The following is a 14,166-nucleotide window of genomic DNA, read 5'->3' as shown; positions in this document are numbered from 1 at the left end:
CGGGCGGCGGCGCGCGTCGCTCAGGCAGCAGGCGCGGGCGATGCAGCCGCGTCGTCGGACGCGGACGCGCGGGCCTCGCCGACGATCCAGTCGACCACCGCGCGCACGTCGTCGCGCAGCGTCTCGTCGGCATGGCATAGCCAGTACGCGTGGCCCGTCGCGCGGCCCGCGCCGGCTTCGCCGATCGCGGCCAGGCGGCCGTCCGCGAGCAGCGGCTCGACCAGCGCACGGCGGCCGAGCGCGATCCCGCGGCCCGCGAGCGCCGCCTGGATCACCTGGTCGTACTGGTTGAAGCGCAGGATGCCGCGCGGGCGCAGCGCGTCGAGGCCGAGCGCGCTCAGGTGATCGGACCACTGCAGCAGCGGGCGGCGCGCGCCGTCGAATTCGAGCAGCACGTGGCGCGCGACGGTATCCGCGTCGAGCTTCGCGATGCCGAGCGACGGATGCGCGACCGGCACGATCACCTCGTCGAACAGGCGGATCGCGGCCGACGGCACGCCGCTCGTCGGCGCATAGCGGATCGACAGGTCGATGCCCTCGGTGCGCGCGTCGAGCACACGGTCGGTCGCGGCAACCCGCAGGTCGATGTCGGGATGCAGGCGCTGCAGGTTGCCGAGGCGCGGCAGCAGCCACAGCGCCGACACGCCGATGCTCGCGGTGACCGTGACCGGCTGGCGCGACTTCGGATGGGTGAGCAGGTCGACGACTTCCTGCAACTGCTGGACCGCGCCGTCCGCCGCGCGAAACAGCCGCTCGCCTTCGGCGGTGAACGAGATCGCGCGGTAGCCGCGGTTCAGCAGCTTGACGCCGAGCGCTTCCTCGAGCGCGTTGACCTGGCGGCTGACCGCCGACTGGGTGAGGCACAGGTCCTGCGCCGCGAGCGTGATGCTCATGCGCCGGCCGACCGCGACGAAACCGCGGACCAGGTCGAGCGACGGAAGCCTGACGAGAGGGACTGCCATGCGCGCTCCTCATGCGAGTGATGCAAGAAGATTGATTGAGGGAATTCCCGCAGTCAAGTGAAATAGGCAGTGTGGCGCGTCCGCAAGGGACATCCGAGGCTTTACGGACGCGTCATGCATGACACTCGAGCATGTGGAGAACAAACAATGAGTGAGAAGGACGCACGCATGCCGGAGCCGGAACCGTTTGCCGTGACCGCGGCAGACGGTTATCCGATCAAGGGTTTCGTCTGGCGGCACCGCGCGGGGGCAGCGGACGACGAGCCGCGGCCCGTCGTGATCGTGAACGCGGCGACGTCCGTGCGCTGCCGCTACTACTTCCGGTTTGCGGGCTACCTGCACCGGCACGGCTACGACGCGATCGTGTACGACTACCGCGGCATCGGCGAATCGCGGCCCGCGCGGCTCGACCGGCTCGACGCGACCTGGCTCGACTGGGGCGAGCGCGATTTCGAGGCGGTGCTGCGCTACGCGCTGGCCGAATTCCCCGGCCAGCCGATCGACGTGGTCGCGCACAGCATCGGCGGCTTCGTCGCCGGCCTCGCGCCGTCGAACCACCTCGTGCGCCGCGTGTTCACGATGGGCGCGCAGTATGCGCACTGGCGCGACTACGCGCCGCGCAGCCGGCTCGCGATGCTGTGGAAATGGCACATCGTGATGCCGGCGCTGTCGGCGCTGTTCGGCTATTTCCCGGCCAAGCGCCTCGGCTGGATGGAGGACACGCCGAAAGGCGTCGCGCTGTCGTGGAGCCGCAGCCGGCCGGATTTCGAGGACACCTACCGGCGCGCGCCGATCGAACGCGACGATGCGCAGCGCCGCTCGCTGGTCCGGCGCTTCACCGCGATGCGCGCGCCGGTGCTCGCCGCGAGCGTCACCGACGATCCGTTCGGCACGATTCCGGCGATCGAGCGGCTGCTGCGGTATTTCACGCGCAGCCGGGTCGTGCATCTGCGAATCGGCCCCGATGCGATCGGCGTCGACAGCATCGGCCATTTCGCGTTCTTCCACAGCCGCTTCGAGTCGACGCTGTGGCCGATTCCGCTCGGCTGGCTGAAGACCGGCCAGCTCGCGCCGAAGACGCCCGGCTGGATCGTGTCCGAGCGCGACGCGCGCGGGCATGCCGACACGGAGCCGGTGGTCGAGCATCAGATCGTGCTGCTGTAAAGGGCGATCTGCCGTGGTTCCGTGCGTCGGCATGTGCGTCGCCCGGCGGCGGTATCGAATGAGGAGCCGAAGCGATGCTGAGTCCGCATGAAATCGCCACGTTGATGGTGCTGGCCAGCACACCGGGCGGGCTTGAGCGGGAGCTGGCGGAGATCCGTTCGCTGCTCAGCCGAGGGCTGGTGCAGCTCGACGCGACCGCGAGCGAAGCCACGCGCGTGCTGCTGTCGGTGCGCGGGCGGGAGGTCGTGGCCCGGCTGGCGGCGGTATTTCCCGCGCCGGGCTTCGGGATCTGAGGCGGGAGATAAAGCGGCAGGGGCGAGCGCGTCGCCCCCGCCACACGGATGGACTGCCGCTCAGTGGCTTGCCGCTTCCGACGCGCCGATGCCGGTTTCCGAACGGACCGTCTGCGCGTCGAAACCTGCCTGGTCGATGCGTGCGCGGGCCGACTGGTCGGTCACCGAGAACAGCCAGATGCAGGCGAAGCCGATCGCCATCGAGAACAGCGCGGGCGACGCATACGGGAACGGTGCGCGCGCGTAGTGGAACACGTCGACCCACACCGCCTTCGACAGGATCGTCAGCACCACTGCCGACAGCAGCCCGAGGAAGCCGCCGATGGTCGCGCCGCGCGTCGTGCAGCCGCGCCAGAGCACGGACATGAACAGTACCGGGAAGTTGGCGGAGGCCGCCACCGCGAACGCGAGCGACACCATGAACGCGATGTTCTGCTTCTCGAACACGATGCCGAGCACGACCGCGACGATGCCGAGCACGACCGTCGTGATGCGCGACACGCGCAGCTCGCTCGCGCTCGATGCCTGGCCGCGCTTGAACACGGTGGCATAAAGGTCGTGCGACACCGCCGACGCGCCGGCGAGCGTGAGCCCCGCGACCACGGCGAGGATGGTCGCGAACGCGACGGCCGAGATGAAGCCGAGGAACACATTGCCGCCGACCGCGCTCGCGAGGTGCACCGCGGCCATGTTGGCGCCGCCGAGCAGCTTGCCGCCCGCGTCCTTGAACACCGGGTTGGTGCTCACCAGCACGATCGCGCCGAAGCCGATGATGAAGGTGAGGATATAGAAGTAACCGATCCAGGTGGTCGCCCAGAACACCGACTTGCGTGCTTCCTTCGCATTCGGCACCGTGAAGAAGCGCATCAGGATGTGCGGCAGGCCGGCCGTGCCGAACATCAGCGCGATGCCGAACGAGATCGCCGAGATCGGGTCCTTGATGAAGTTGCCGGGGCCCATGATCGACGTCTTCTTCTCGTGCACCTCGACCGCTTTCGCGAACAGCGCCTCGGGGCTGAAGTTGAATTGCCAGAGCACCATGAAGGCCATGAAAGACGCGCCCGCGAGCAGCAGGCAGGCCTTGATGATCTGCACCCAGGTGGTGGCGGTCATGCCGCCGAACAGCACGTACACCATCATCAGCGCGCCGACGATCACCACCGCGATCCAGTATTCGAGGCCGAACAGCAGCTTGATGAGCTGACCCGCGCCGACCATCTGCGCGATCAGGTAGAACGCCACCACGACGAGCGTGCCCGACGCGGCGAACGCGCGCAGCGGGGTCTGCTTGAAGCGGTAGGCGGCCACGTCGGCGAACGTGAAGCGGCCGAGGTTGCGCAGCCGCTCGGCCATCAGGAACGTGATGATCGGCCAGCCGACCAGGAAGCCGATCGAGTAGATCAGGCCGTCATAGCCGTTCGCATAGACGGCGGCCGAGATGCCGAGGAACGACGCGGCGGACATGAAGTCGCCCGCGATCGCCAGGCCGTTCTGGAAGCCGGTGATGCCGCCGCCCGCCGTGTAGAACTCGGCGGCCGAGCGGGTCTTGCGCGCGGCCCATTTGGTGATGAAGAGCGTGGCGACCACGAACACGACGAACATGCAGATCGCGGTCCAGTTGGTCGCCTGCTTGACGGCCTGGCCGAGATCGCCGCCGGCGGCGAAGCTGCTGGCGGAGGCGACTGAAAGCGCGGCCGTTGCGGGAAGGTGCAGGCGTTTCATGCGGCCTCCCGCTTGATTCGGTCGGTCAGGTCGTCGTAGGTGCTGTTGGCGTGGCGCACGTAGAGGCCGGTGACCGCCACGGTGAAGACGATCACGAACAGGCCGATCGGCATGCCCCAGGTCGTCACGCCCGCACCGAGCTTCGCGGCGAGCAAGTCCTTGTCGAACGCGATCAGCAGCACGTAGCCGTAGTAGATGACCAGCACGAGCGCCGTCAGCGTCCAGCCGAGCGTCGAGCGCTTGCGCACCAGTTCGCGGTAGGCCGTGCTCGACCTGATTTTCTCGACACGTTCGAGGTCCATTTTCGTCTCCTGCATAGATGTCTTCCTTTGCTTGCCTGGTGGAGCGCCGTCGTGCGGGCTGTGCCTGAACGGCTGGCGATCCACGTGGGTGTGGGCCCCCGGACAGGGATGGGGGCGAGGGCGCAAACAGGCAATCTTCGTGTGTTGTTGTTTCGATGCGCCCGTGAGTAAGGTAAAAGCGTCCGCTTACCGGGTTCTTACGCGCGGGGAAATCTTTGGGTGGGGTTTACGTGGGGGAATCGAGGGGGAGGGTGGTTGTTTTTGTGAATGATGTTGTCGATTGTGTCTAATGCGCGTGGGCGGTACAGGCGGACATATATAGCGACGCCGTGTGTGGTTGTTGATACGCGGGGTGCGTGGTTCAATGAGGCACTTTTTTGTGATTGCCTGCCTTCATGTCTCTGTTTGAACCTGCCACGCTGACTACGGCCCGCCTCACGTTGCGACCGCTCAAGGAAGAAGATGCGCACGCACTGTTCGAGATCTGGTCGGACGCGGAGGCGATGCGCTATTTCTCAATTCCGGCGATGACTGGTCTGGATGAGGCGAGGGAACGGGTCGCGCGGAAGTTGACTACGGCTGTGGACGGGATGGATCTCAACTGTGTAGTCGAATCGCGCGCGACCGGCGAAGTGATCGGGGAGTGCGCGCTCTTTCACGTGAACGCGCAATGCCGGCGGGCGGAGATCGGATTCAGCCTGAAGCGCCGGCATTGGGGAAGCGGGTATATGGGTGAGGCGGCTGGTGCGCTGGTCGAGCATGCGTTTGGTGCGCTGAAGCTGAATCGGCTTGAGGCGGATATCGATCCGCGCAACGCGGCGTCGGCGCGGGTGCTTGAACGGCTGGGGTTCGTGCGGGAAGGGTTGCTGCGGGAACGGTGGATTGTGGGGGATGAGGTTTCGGATAGTGCGCTTTATGGGTTGCTGGGGAGGGAGTGGAGAATCTAGGTGGTCGGGCAGGCGGAAGCAAGGCTGCTGGGTTCGACTTGTTGAATGCGTAACCGTATTGACGTGATTTTTCAATCTTCGTTTGGAAAATGCGTTTTCAGTTTTCGACACGCGACTGAAGCCGATCGATCCGTGGTGGTTCCTGCCGGGACTCGTATGTAGCGCGACGCTATGTCATGTATATAGCGCCTCGTTCGATAGTGAGATTTCGCGCGCTTACGGTGTCGTTGATGGGCATTCAGTGGCTGCTGCCAATCCGTTGCGCCGGCCGAGCGCTTTCATCAATTCGTTGCATCGACGGGTTGAATCCGCAGAGCTAAACAGTCACTCCGCGCCGTCACGCGAGGACACCTTACAGAAGCGATGGCAGACTTGTACGCCAGTTCCAGCGGGCTGAACCGACGAAGGATAAGATCAGTGATGGATGATACCTCGCAAGTACTCGTACTTAGGAAACGTGTGATGGGCACCCTCGGCGTCGAGGAATAGGACGCATCTCGTGAGAAACTGCAAGCGAACACAACTCGCAACGCGCAGTTGTCGTTGCGGACTTCAACCGCAAGGGATCCGGCCATTCTGTAATTGGCCCCCGGATACGCGAGTACCATTACCGCTCAATTTCGGCAGGTAATCGCGGCGCCACGGCCGCAATCGAATCAATGACTTCGGCAGCTAACCGCGCTATCTTTATCTTGTCTTAATATTAAAAGTGACGTCCACTGGCAGCCGTTCGTAGTGCGCGAAAACTGCATACTCCAATGTATCGAGAGAACCTGTCGGAATTAATTCGACGGAAGTGTAACCGTGGCGATCATCGCGAGACACTCTGACATCGCCAACACATGATGTTAGCCTATCTGCAAGCCTGCGATAAAACGCACCCATCGCGCTTCGGTTGCTTCCGAAATCCCATGTGCAGGAATACCTTATTTCACTGTATGACTCACGTCTGATAATGCAGCGATCTGATGATGGTATTGAAACTGTCGACCTCCAATATTCAATTCTTCCGGAGGATATTAGCGGTCCTGTTCTTATTGCTAAAAACTGATCTTTCGCATTTGCGAGCAGTTGACTTAACTGTGCGCATGTCGGTGGTTCAGCCGACGCAATCTTCTCGCCACCGGTATCACAACTAGAAATAAGTGGTACCAAGGCGCAACATAGTACGACTGCAATAGCTCTCATTAATGAGGCTCCCAGTTCAATGGAACACGTGAGCATGCGTCTTGATCTGCGGTGTTGTGGCATTTGGCATAGTCGTCGTAGATTCGTGCGTATGCGGCTGCCTTGTCTGCTGCTAGCTTGTCTGCTGCCGGCTTGTCTGCTGCCGGCTTGTCTGCTGCCGGCTTGTCTGCTGCTAGCTTGTCTGCTGCCGGCTTGTCTGCTGCCGGCTTGTCTGCTGCTAGCTTGTCTGCTACTGCCTTGTCTGCTGCGCCAGCAGTATTTGGTAAGGATGCGCTTGATGTGCCGGCCGCCCCTTCGGCGCCTGTGCCGGAGGGGTACGCAGGTACGATGTCGGTGTGTTCCCCGAACGAGCCATCAATCCACGCAGCGATCTTCACCACCAGTACAAGAACTATAGTGGTTAAAACGGTGATAAGAATTGAGATTTTTCTTGTTTTTTTGACTATTGGGGGGCGCGAAGTCTCTATCGGCGGATTAGTGTAGTGAATTTTTACGGTTGCGGCCTGGTTGGGAAACATGTCTAGATCCGCTAGATCACCCTCTGTTTGATCAGGAGACAGCAGCACGGGCATCGGCACATCTTCCATCTCTTTAATTCTCGTGCAAGCGATATTCACGATATCTCTCAGAGAAAACAATGATGGTCCATTGATTTTCCCATTCAGCAACACGTCAATTAAGATTCCGGAAAATGCAGTGAACACTTGCGTCCTGGGTGCCTTGGCCTGCGAATCCTTATCGGCTGCACACAAAACTGTTGTACCTCTGATCGGATGCATGCGTTTTTTCTGCTGGCGATGAGATTCGAATGCGCGGCTCGCAGTGGCCTCCAATCCACCATCAGCCGACAAAAATTCTCCTATCCCTGCGCCAGCATAACAGCAGTCAAAAATAACAAATCGGCGAGACCATGCGGCTAGTTTTTTTTATCTCGTCGGCAAAATCCGAAACCTTCAATGAGGTAATGTGTGGTTGATTTTTTGATGTTGATGCGATCGCGAGTGAAATTGATTTGCTGTGTGGAATTCCGTGCCCGATATAGATGAAAAACACATTTTGCAGGAAATTGGATTTTTCACATTTCTCATTAAATCTCTCGATGTGCCTGCTCATTTTAAGCAGCTGGTCGGTGTTATTGAGTTGAGATCCAAACAAATCAAGAAAGTCTTCAGGTGCTACCTGAAGACCTCTTGCGGATATGAAATAATCTTTTAGAGCCGTAGCTGATGAGCGTGCGGACGCGACGTTCAACGCCGGATAAAGGGGATATTCGCTTGCGCCCAATAAAACGACGCATGACTTCACTGACATCGGTGTCATGACTTGTCCGAGTTCCCCCGCCTCGTATCAAGTTGCATCTGAATGATATCTTTAACGTCCTCAGGAGAAACACCTGACACATGAAATCCATTAACGGTCACATCGGCACTATTATTGCGCAACAACCACGCATGCAACGTTTTAGCCATCTCGACAGCAAACTGCGTGCCGATTATTGCGACTATCGTCGTGCCCAAGTCGAGAGAATCACCATCATCTTTCCTCCGCGAAAGCTCAATTCCACGAACGTTGTGATTTAACTGATCCTCGAGATTCGAACACAGGAGATTCGCCTCGCGTGATGTCGCACCCTTTACGGAGATCACCAATGTCGACTTATCCATACCGAACGCTCCTATGACGTGCGGCCTCGGAGACCGCAAGCAAGATCGACCATGCGATTGCGGACAACGTTTAATCGTACCTATCCTAATGGTGCGAGCGCAGCAATATGTGTGTCGGGGCCCATTTGCCCTCCCATATCCGCTCGCGCATCCCACGAGGCGAGGTGCGAACGGATGGATTTGCTGAGTAATCAGGTGAGCATTGAGCAGTATAACCGACTGGCGGATGCGATACAGGGATGTCGAGTATGGTCCATTTACTCTTATCGGTTAGCGGGCGGGTTCCGGAGTGAACTAGATATTGGAGTGACCATTTTCAATGTTGCGCGATCGGCAACTATTGGCCGATTTCCCCAACCGGTCCGGCCATTCGTCAAGCCACATGCTTACCCGTCACGATCCTATACGACCCGCGCTGCCCCCTGACTCACCACCCTCATTTCCCACCCCCACGCCCCGCCATATACCCCAAATACCCCACAATCAAATCAATCTCCCGATCGCTCAACTGATCCTGCGAAAACGCCGGCATGATCCTCCCGGGCCAATCCCGAACCGCCGCCGGATTACGGATATACCGATGCAGCGCCGCAGGCTGAAAATACTCGACCGGATTCATCGGCGAGTTGAGATCCGGTCCGCTATCCGAGCTACCGGCCCCATTGAGCCGATGACAAGCCAGACACTGCGTAATGAACAGCCGCTGCCCCGCCCGAACCGGATCCGTCGCCGACAATTCCGAACCTACAGCAAGCGCCGGCCACCGTGCCACAGGCGACTTCTGCGTCGCGAACTGCACGATCTGGAAAGGCCACTGCTCATTACGCACCGATGACACCTCCTTCCCGACCCACACCAAATAGAACGCCCCCGCGCTGACCGCCTTCCCCGGCAGTTTCGGCCAAGGCTTCGCGGGATCCTCGATCGCGAGCCACGCAACGGCGCCATCAGGATTGCGATTGCGCACGAGGTCCATCGGCAGCTGCGCGGCGAAGCCGTCGGCCGCGCGCGTTTCGAGCACATCGTCCACGGGCAGCGACGCGATGTCGAGCAGGTCGGCCAGCGGCACGGCGCTGAAGGTCATCGGCCTGCCGTATGCGACGTCGCGCGGCAAGTGAACCTCCGCCAGATCCGATCGCGCGAGCAGCGCCTGCCGGGTATACGTCCAAATCTCTCCGCCCGTCCTGAATTCAATCGTGGGCTCGGCGAACGCATGTTGCCCAATCAGACTGACCGTCAACAGCAAAAGCAAAGAAAACGCGCGTTTCAGCATTCATTCTCCATTCATTGTCGTTATCTGCGGCGGCGGCGACATGACTACCGCCGCCTCTGCCGCGCATGAGCAGGCGCCAGTGTATCCGGCTGGCGGATACCCTGGAGCCGACGATGTCCCGGATTTCGCGAAGGGCAGTGCGGTCGCAGGGCGACGGCCGGCGCGTATCTGGCGGTGGTAGGATGCCCGCGCATGGCATGACCCCGCAGCACTGACAGGTAAAACTTCATCAGAAATGCTGCATAATAAATAAGCGTTGCGCCGGAAATAATATGTCTGAATTGATAATTGAATAATGTAATTTGGCCAGCGGATATTGTTTATGTTGGTTGGGTTGCTTGAATAATTTTACGTTGCGCGATTAAGTGTAAATCACGGCATTCCGGTAAATCGTTTATTCCAGAGTGTCGACTGCCGCAGTGAATTTCGGTGGGGCCCCAGCGAGAGTCTGCGATCACAGAATTCTGGCGCGGACGCGGGTCATCCGTCAAACAACCAAAACAACCTAAAACGACCTAAAAGAAATCAGGGAGACATGATGCAACCCAGCATGATGAACGTCGGCCCGACCCGAACGATGGCCGAAACAGTACAAATACTCGAGAAGACAACCTGCGCCGTACCGCCCACCGGCACAATAATGTCCGGACGCGTCATCCTGCTAACCGATCGCGCCCACGACGCCCTGCCTCCCGCCATGCCCCCGGCATGACGCAGCGGAACCCCCTTCGAAACGGAACCGAGCCGCATGTATTCGATCCTGCCCGCGTTTGTGTCCGCGCTCTTTCTCGGCTTCGGCGTCTACGTCTGGCTGACCGAAGGCGTGACGCGCCGCTCGACGCCGTTCGTGATGATGTGCGTCGCCACCTTCTTCTGGCAGGCGACCTGGGCCTTCCTGTTCCAGACCACCCGCCCGGACATCGCCAACGTGCTCGCCAAGGTCGGCTACCTGTCGATCGTGTTCCTGCCGACCACGTTCTATCACTTCGTCACGGAAGTCGCCGGCCGGCCCGATGAGCGCCCGCTGCTGCTCGCGTCATACGGGATGAGCCTCGTGCTGGCGGTGTTGCTGCTGGCCGGCAAGGAAGTCGTCGACGGCGTCGGGCATTTCTATTTCGGCGACTATCCGCGGGCAGGGCGCCTGCACCCGGTGCACGTGGCGCAGACGATCGTCGTCGCCGCGCGCAGCGCGTGGCTGCTGTTCGTCGCGCAGCGCCGCACGCGCACCCCGGACCAGCGCAAGCTGCTGGATTTCTGCCTGCTCAGCCTCGGGCTGTATTCGCTCGCCGCGGTCGATTACGCGGCGAACTACGGCTACCGGTTCTATCCGCCGGGCGCGATCTTCATCGCGATCAGCCTCGGCATTCTCGCGATGACGATCGTGCGCTATCGGCTGATGCGGCCGTTCCTGGCCGCCGCGACGGTCGCGCACGAGGTGGCGACGCCGCTCGCGGCAATCGGCATGTATGTCGGCGAACTCGGCAGCGCGATGCCGGCATTGCTGCGCAGCTACCAGCTCGCCGTGAAGCACCGGCTGATGGACGACACCCTCGATCCCGAGCAGCTCGAACGCCTGCCGTCGCTGGTGTCCGCGATCCATCGCCAGGTGAGCAGCACGCATGCGGTGGTCGACATGTCGCTGGCGATGTTCACGCTTGACCGCGTGGATCGCCAGAGCTTCGCGCCGCATTCGATCCGGCGCTGCATCGACGTCGCGCTCGATTGCTATCCGTTCGCGATCGGCGAGCGCGAGCGCATCGACGTCATGCCGATCGACCCGCGCCTGCAGTTCTACGGGTCCGATTCGCTGATGCTGTTCGTGGTGTTCAACCTGCTGAAGAACGCGCTGCAGGCGACGATGGGCGGCGCGACGAGCCGCGTCGAGATCGTCGCCGATCGCGACGGCGGATGCTGCGTGCTGCGTATTCGCGACACGGGGCCCGGGATTGCCGCCGACGTGCTGCCGTATATCTTCGATCCGTTTTATTCGACCAAATCGCACGGGCGCGGCGCGGGCCTCGGGCTGGTGTTCTGCCGCCGGGTGTGCGAGGTGTTCGGCGGCCATATCGACTGCGAATCGGTGCCCGGCGTGCTGACGACCTTCACGCTCCGGCTGCCAGAGCCGGGCGCGCCGGCGTAGCGCGCCGGGCGGTTTGCCTGCGACGCCCGACACGGGCGTGTCGGGCGAGGCGGTTGCTTAGTTGTCGGACGACGGCAGGTTCAGTTCATATTCCTTGACCCGCTCGACGATGCCGGCCGGGAAACGCCGGATCCGCTTGTCGGTGCCCGCGAAGATGATCTGCTGGTAGCCGAGCGACACCGGCCGCCCGTCGATGCAGAAGCGGAACAGCAGATAGGCCGAGCACTGGCGCACCTGCCACGTATTGAGGTAGCAATCGACGCGCTGGAACGGGAAGGTTTCCTGGATGTATTCCTGGTGCGCGCGCTTCGTGACGAACGAGCCGCCCGCGGCCAGCAGGTTGTCATGAATGCACTCGTGGAACCACCGTTCGCGGGTCACGCCCTGCCATTCGAAATAACGTGCAAAGTAGGTGTTCATGAAAGCATTCGAATCCTTGAGATAAATGTCGATGACGTGGTGAAACGTCTTTTTCGATGTCGCCGCATCGATATCGGACGACAGCAGCAGCGGGTTGCGGGACAGAATTTGCGGAATGGTTTCTCGCGTCAACATGGACGACTCCAGAAAAAACAGCTGCATGCGGCAGCCACGCACGCCCTTTTCATAAGGGCGCGCCTTATTTTGAGATGTCGCTGTTTTTTGCAGGCATCGAGTAAATCCGCACTTGTTTGCGCGAGCGGATTTTTCGTTGGCGCGAAATACCCGGGCAGTTGCCGGCGGTTGCCGGGATGCCCGATAATCGTGCGCTCGTATGCGGGCCACTGCCGGAATGCGGAATGGCCCGAATTTCCGATTCACGTCATTCGGGGCCGCTATGCGCCGTTTTGTCAGCCAGCCGGTGTTTTATCCAGCGCCGATCGTATTCGTCGACGATCACCCGGGGTTTCTCGACGCATTGCGCGGGACCTTTCGGGACGGGCGACTGAACCGCTTTTTCAACACGCCGCATGAAGCATTGCGCTTCGTCAAATCGCACGGCCGGCGCGCAACCCCGGAGCGGCTGGCGGGGGCCGGCTATTCCGATTTCGAAAAGAAGGGCTCCAATGCGCTCGGCCGCGACCCGCTGACCGACGCCGCGCGTTTCGAGGAAGTGGCGGCGGTCGTCGTCGACTACGAGATGGCGCAGATGAACGGCGTCGAATTGCTGACCGCCCTCGACGACATCGCGTGCACGAAAATCCTGCTCACCGGCGTCGCGACCGAGCGGGAGGCCGTCGACGCGTTCAATGCGTCCCTGATCGACCTGTACCTGCGCAAGTCCGCGCCGGACATGACGGCGAAGCTGGGCGCCGCGCTCGCGGAAGCGAAGGCGCGGCACTGCGCGCACCGGGGGCAGGTGAGCGTGCACGGCATCGGCGCGACGTACAGCGACCCGCGCATCCTCGAGGTGATGCAGGCCGTCGTCGAGCGCGAGCGGATCGTCGAGTACTACTGGCGCCCGGAGCAGAACGCGGTGCTGATGTTCGACGCGGCGGGGCAGCCGAGCGTGTTTCTCGCATGGGACGAGGAAGAGTGGACGTTCCAGTGCGACGTGGTGGCGGACGAAGGCGGCGCGGACGAAATACGGCACGCCATGGCGTCGCGCCGCGCGATGCCGCTGTTCTGGCCGTTCCAGGCCTATCGCCCCGGCATGACCGACATCCGCTCGACCGAGCCGCTGCCCGTGCCGGGATGGGACGGCGCGTTCTACGGCTGGAGCCGGCTGGACACCGCGGTGCTCGAGCCCGACATGTGGACCTTCGCGCGCTGGCGCAAGGCGAACGGCGGCGACGCGCGCCAGGCCGGGGCCTGACGCGCGCCCGGCGCGTTCCGCGCAGTCCTGTTAGGATTTCCCGCGTATTCGACATGTGGCGCACGCGGCCGCCACGTCTTGCCTGGCCCAATCCAACAGGAAGGAACCCGACATGAGCTCGACCCTCTACGACATCCCCGTGAACGCCATCGACGGCTCGCCGACGTCGCTGCGCGCGTTCAAGGGCAAAGTGCTGCTGGTGGTGAACGTCGCATCGAAGTGCGGGCTGACGCCGCAATACGAAGGCCTCGAGGCGCTCTATGAAGACAAGCGCGAGCGCGGGCTCGAAGTGCTCGGGTTTCCGGCGAACAACTTCAAGGGCCAGGAGCCGGGCACCGATGCCGAAATCCAGGCGTTCTGCACCGGCACGTTCGGCGTGAAGTTTCCGCTGTTCTCGAAGATCTCGGTGGTCGGCGGCGATCAGCATCCGCTCTATCGCGCGCTCACGCAGGCGCAGCCGGTGACCACGGGCGACGGCCCGTTCCGCGAGCGTCTGAAGGGGTATGGCATCGAACCGAATCCGGCGCCCGACGTGCTGTGGAACTTCGAAAAATTCCTGGTGAGCCGTGACGGCGAGGTGGTGGCCCGCTTCGCGCCGAACACCGGCTCGGACGATCCCGCGCTCGTCGCCGCGATCGACGCGGAACTCGCGAAGGGCGCGTAAGCGTATCGCCGAAGCAGGCCGGCGCGTCGGTGCGGGGCATTGCCCGCCGCCG

The 14,166-nt window shown here is 61.9% G+C and carries 14 protein-coding genes; 6 read left to right on the top strand and 8 right to left on the bottom strand.

Annotation, left to right across the window (positions count from 1 at the left end; genetic code table 11):
• Positions 1 to 20 precede the first annotated feature (20 nt).
• Entirely contained in the window at positions 21 to 962 is a 942-nt protein-coding gene (locus tag HWY45_RS26645) for a LysR substrate-binding domain-containing protein (RefSeq protein WP_059883336.1), read from the bottom strand.
• 147 nt (positions 963 to 1,109) lie between these two features.
• Between HWY45_RS26645 and HWY45_RS26640 the strand changes: the two genes are divergently transcribed.
• Positions 1,110 to 2,126, top strand: coding sequence for an alpha/beta hydrolase family protein (locus HWY45_RS26640; protein WP_059883334.1), 1,017 nt, complete (start codon positions 1,110 to 1,112; stop codon positions 2,124 to 2,126).
• Positions 2,127 to 2,200: 74 nt separating this feature from the next.
• A complete protein-coding gene (locus HWY45_RS26635) occupies positions 2,201 to 2,419 on the top strand; it encodes a hypothetical protein (protein WP_017335631.1) in 219 nt (72 codons plus the stop codon).
• A 60-nt stretch (positions 2,420 to 2,479) separates the two neighbouring features.
• Here HWY45_RS26635 and HWY45_RS26630 read toward each other — a convergent pair whose 3' ends face one another.
• Positions 2,480 to 4,141 (bottom strand): cation acetate symporter, encoded by a 1,662-nt coding sequence (locus tag HWY45_RS26630; RefSeq protein ID WP_059883332.1) that lies wholly within the window; start codon positions 4,139 to 4,141, stop codon positions 2,480 to 2,482.
• On the bottom strand, positions 4,138 to 4,443 hold the full coding sequence (locus HWY45_RS26625) for a DUF485 domain-containing protein (RefSeq protein ID WP_059564903.1): 306 nt from the start codon (positions 4,441 to 4,443) through the stop codon (positions 4,138 to 4,140). The genes HWY45_RS26630 and HWY45_RS26625 overlap by 4 nt, the downstream gene beginning before the upstream one ends.
• Positions 4,444 to 4,838: 395 nt before the next feature.
• Here HWY45_RS26625 and HWY45_RS26620 point away from each other — a divergent pair, with 395 nt between their 5' ends.
• The gene (locus HWY45_RS26620) at positions 4,839 to 5,390 is read left to right on the top strand and encodes a GNAT family N-acetyltransferase (RefSeq protein ID WP_059883330.1); all 552 of its coding nucleotides are present in this window, start codon (positions 4,839 to 4,841) and stop codon (positions 5,388 to 5,390) included.
• Positions 5,391 to 6,577: 1,187 nt separating this feature from the next.
• Here HWY45_RS26620 and HWY45_RS26615 read toward each other — a convergent pair.
• The 4 genes from HWY45_RS26615 to HWY45_RS26600 all read right to left on the bottom strand — a co-directional run bounded on the left by HWY45_RS26615 (position 6,578) and on the right by HWY45_RS26600 (position 9,515).
• The gene (locus HWY45_RS26615; protein WP_150998614.1) at positions 6,578 to 7,429 is read right to left on the bottom strand and encodes a hypothetical protein; all 852 of its coding nucleotides are present in this window, start codon (positions 7,427 to 7,429) and stop codon (positions 6,578 to 6,580) included.
• 34 nt (positions 7,430 to 7,463) lie between these two features.
• Positions 7,464 to 7,898 carry a hypothetical protein gene (locus tag HWY45_RS26610; RefSeq protein WP_150998617.1) on the bottom strand — a complete coding sequence of 145 codons (435 nt, stop codon included), beginning with the start codon at positions 7,896 to 7,898 and terminating at the stop codon, positions 7,464 to 7,466.
• Positions 7,895 to 8,242: a hypothetical protein gene (locus HWY45_RS26605; protein ID WP_150998620.1), complete on the bottom strand. Its 348-nt coding sequence runs from the start codon at positions 8,240 to 8,242 to the stop codon at positions 7,895 to 7,897. The genes HWY45_RS26610 and HWY45_RS26605 overlap by 4 nt, the downstream gene beginning before the upstream one ends.
• Before the next feature lie 436 nt (positions 8,243 to 8,678).
• The gene (locus HWY45_RS26600) at positions 8,679 to 9,515 is read right to left on the bottom strand and encodes a c-type cytochrome (protein ID WP_059883328.1); all 837 of its coding nucleotides are present in this window, start codon (positions 9,513 to 9,515) and stop codon (positions 8,679 to 8,681) included.
• Between the two features lie 748 nt (positions 9,516 to 10,263).
• Here HWY45_RS26600 and HWY45_RS26595 point away from each other — a divergent pair.
• Positions 10,264 to 11,655 (top strand): sensor histidine kinase, encoded by a 1,392-nt coding sequence (locus tag HWY45_RS26595; RefSeq protein WP_059564898.1) that lies wholly within the window; start codon positions 10,264 to 10,266, stop codon positions 11,653 to 11,655.
• A 57-nt stretch (positions 11,656 to 11,712) separates the two neighbouring features.
• On the opposite strand, the gene HWY45_RS26590 is transcribed toward HWY45_RS26595, so the two are convergent.
• Entirely contained in the window at positions 11,713 to 12,210 is a 498-nt protein-coding gene (locus tag HWY45_RS26590; protein WP_059883413.1) for an acyl-CoA thioesterase, read from the bottom strand.
• A gap of 262 nt (positions 12,211 to 12,472) precedes the next feature.
• Between HWY45_RS26590 and HWY45_RS26585 the strand changes: the two genes are divergently transcribed.
• Positions 12,473 to 13,450, top strand: a complete 978-nt coding sequence (locus tag HWY45_RS26585; protein WP_059883324.1) for a response regulator — start codon at positions 12,473 to 12,475, stop codon at positions 13,448 to 13,450.
• A 112-nt stretch (positions 13,451 to 13,562) separates the two neighbouring features.
• Positions 13,563 to 14,114, top strand: a complete 552-nt coding sequence (locus HWY45_RS26580; RefSeq protein WP_059883322.1) for a glutathione peroxidase — start codon at positions 13,563 to 13,565, stop codon at positions 14,112 to 14,114.
• The last annotated feature ends 52 nt before the right edge of the window (positions 14,115 to 14,166 follow it).

The sequence above is a fragment of the Burkholderia stagnalis genome (genome assembly GCF_902830275.1).
In the GTDB taxonomy this organism is placed as follows: domain Bacteria; phylum Pseudomonadota; class Gammaproteobacteria; order Burkholderiales; family Burkholderiaceae; genus Burkholderia; species Burkholderia stagnalis.
This window is presented reverse-complemented; position numbering and strand designations above follow the sequence as displayed.

Coding starts and splice junctions, on each gene's coding strand:
- HWY45_RS26630 (WP_059883332.1), bottom strand. CDS start 4,141: ATGAAACGCCTGCACCTTCCCGCAACGGCCGCGCTTTCAGTCGCCTCC.
- HWY45_RS26605 (WP_150998620.1), bottom strand. CDS start 8,242: ATGGATAAGTCGACATTGGTGATCTCCGTAAAGGGTGCGACATCACGC.
- HWY45_RS26585 (WP_059883324.1), top strand. CDS start 12,473: ATGCGCCGTTTTGTCAGCCAGCCGGTGTTTTATCCAGCGCCGATCGTA.
- HWY45_RS26600 (WP_059883328.1), bottom strand. CDS start 9,515: ATGCTGAAACGCGCGTTTTCTTTGCTTTTGCTGTTGACGGTCAGTCTG.
- HWY45_RS26590 (WP_059883413.1), bottom strand. CDS start 12,210: ATGTTGACGCGAGAAACCATTCCGCAAATTCTGTCCCGCAACCCGCTG.
- HWY45_RS26625 (WP_059564903.1), bottom strand. CDS start 4,443: ATGGACCTCGAACGTGTCGAGAAAATCAGGTCGAGCACGGCCTACCGC.
- HWY45_RS26635 (WP_017335631.1), top strand. CDS start 2,201: ATGCTGAGTCCGCATGAAATCGCCACGTTGATGGTGCTGGCCAGCACA.
- HWY45_RS26610 (WP_150998617.1), bottom strand. CDS start 7,898: ATGACACCGATGTCAGTGAAGTCATGCGTCGTTTTATTGGGCGCAAGC.
- HWY45_RS26620 (WP_059883330.1), top strand. CDS start 4,839: ATGTCTCTGTTTGAACCTGCCACGCTGACTACGGCCCGCCTCACGTTG.
- HWY45_RS26645 (WP_059883336.1), bottom strand. CDS start 962: ATGGCAGTCCCTCTCGTCAGGCTTCCGTCGCTCGACCTGGTCCGCGGT.
- HWY45_RS26580 (WP_059883322.1), top strand. CDS start 13,563: ATGAGCTCGACCCTCTACGACATCCCCGTGAACGCCATCGACGGCTCG.
- HWY45_RS26640 (WP_059883334.1), top strand. CDS start 1,110: ATGAGTGAGAAGGACGCACGCATGCCGGAGCCGGAACCGTTTGCCGTG.
- HWY45_RS26595 (WP_059564898.1), top strand. CDS start 10,264: ATGTATTCGATCCTGCCCGCGTTTGTGTCCGCGCTCTTTCTCGGCTTC.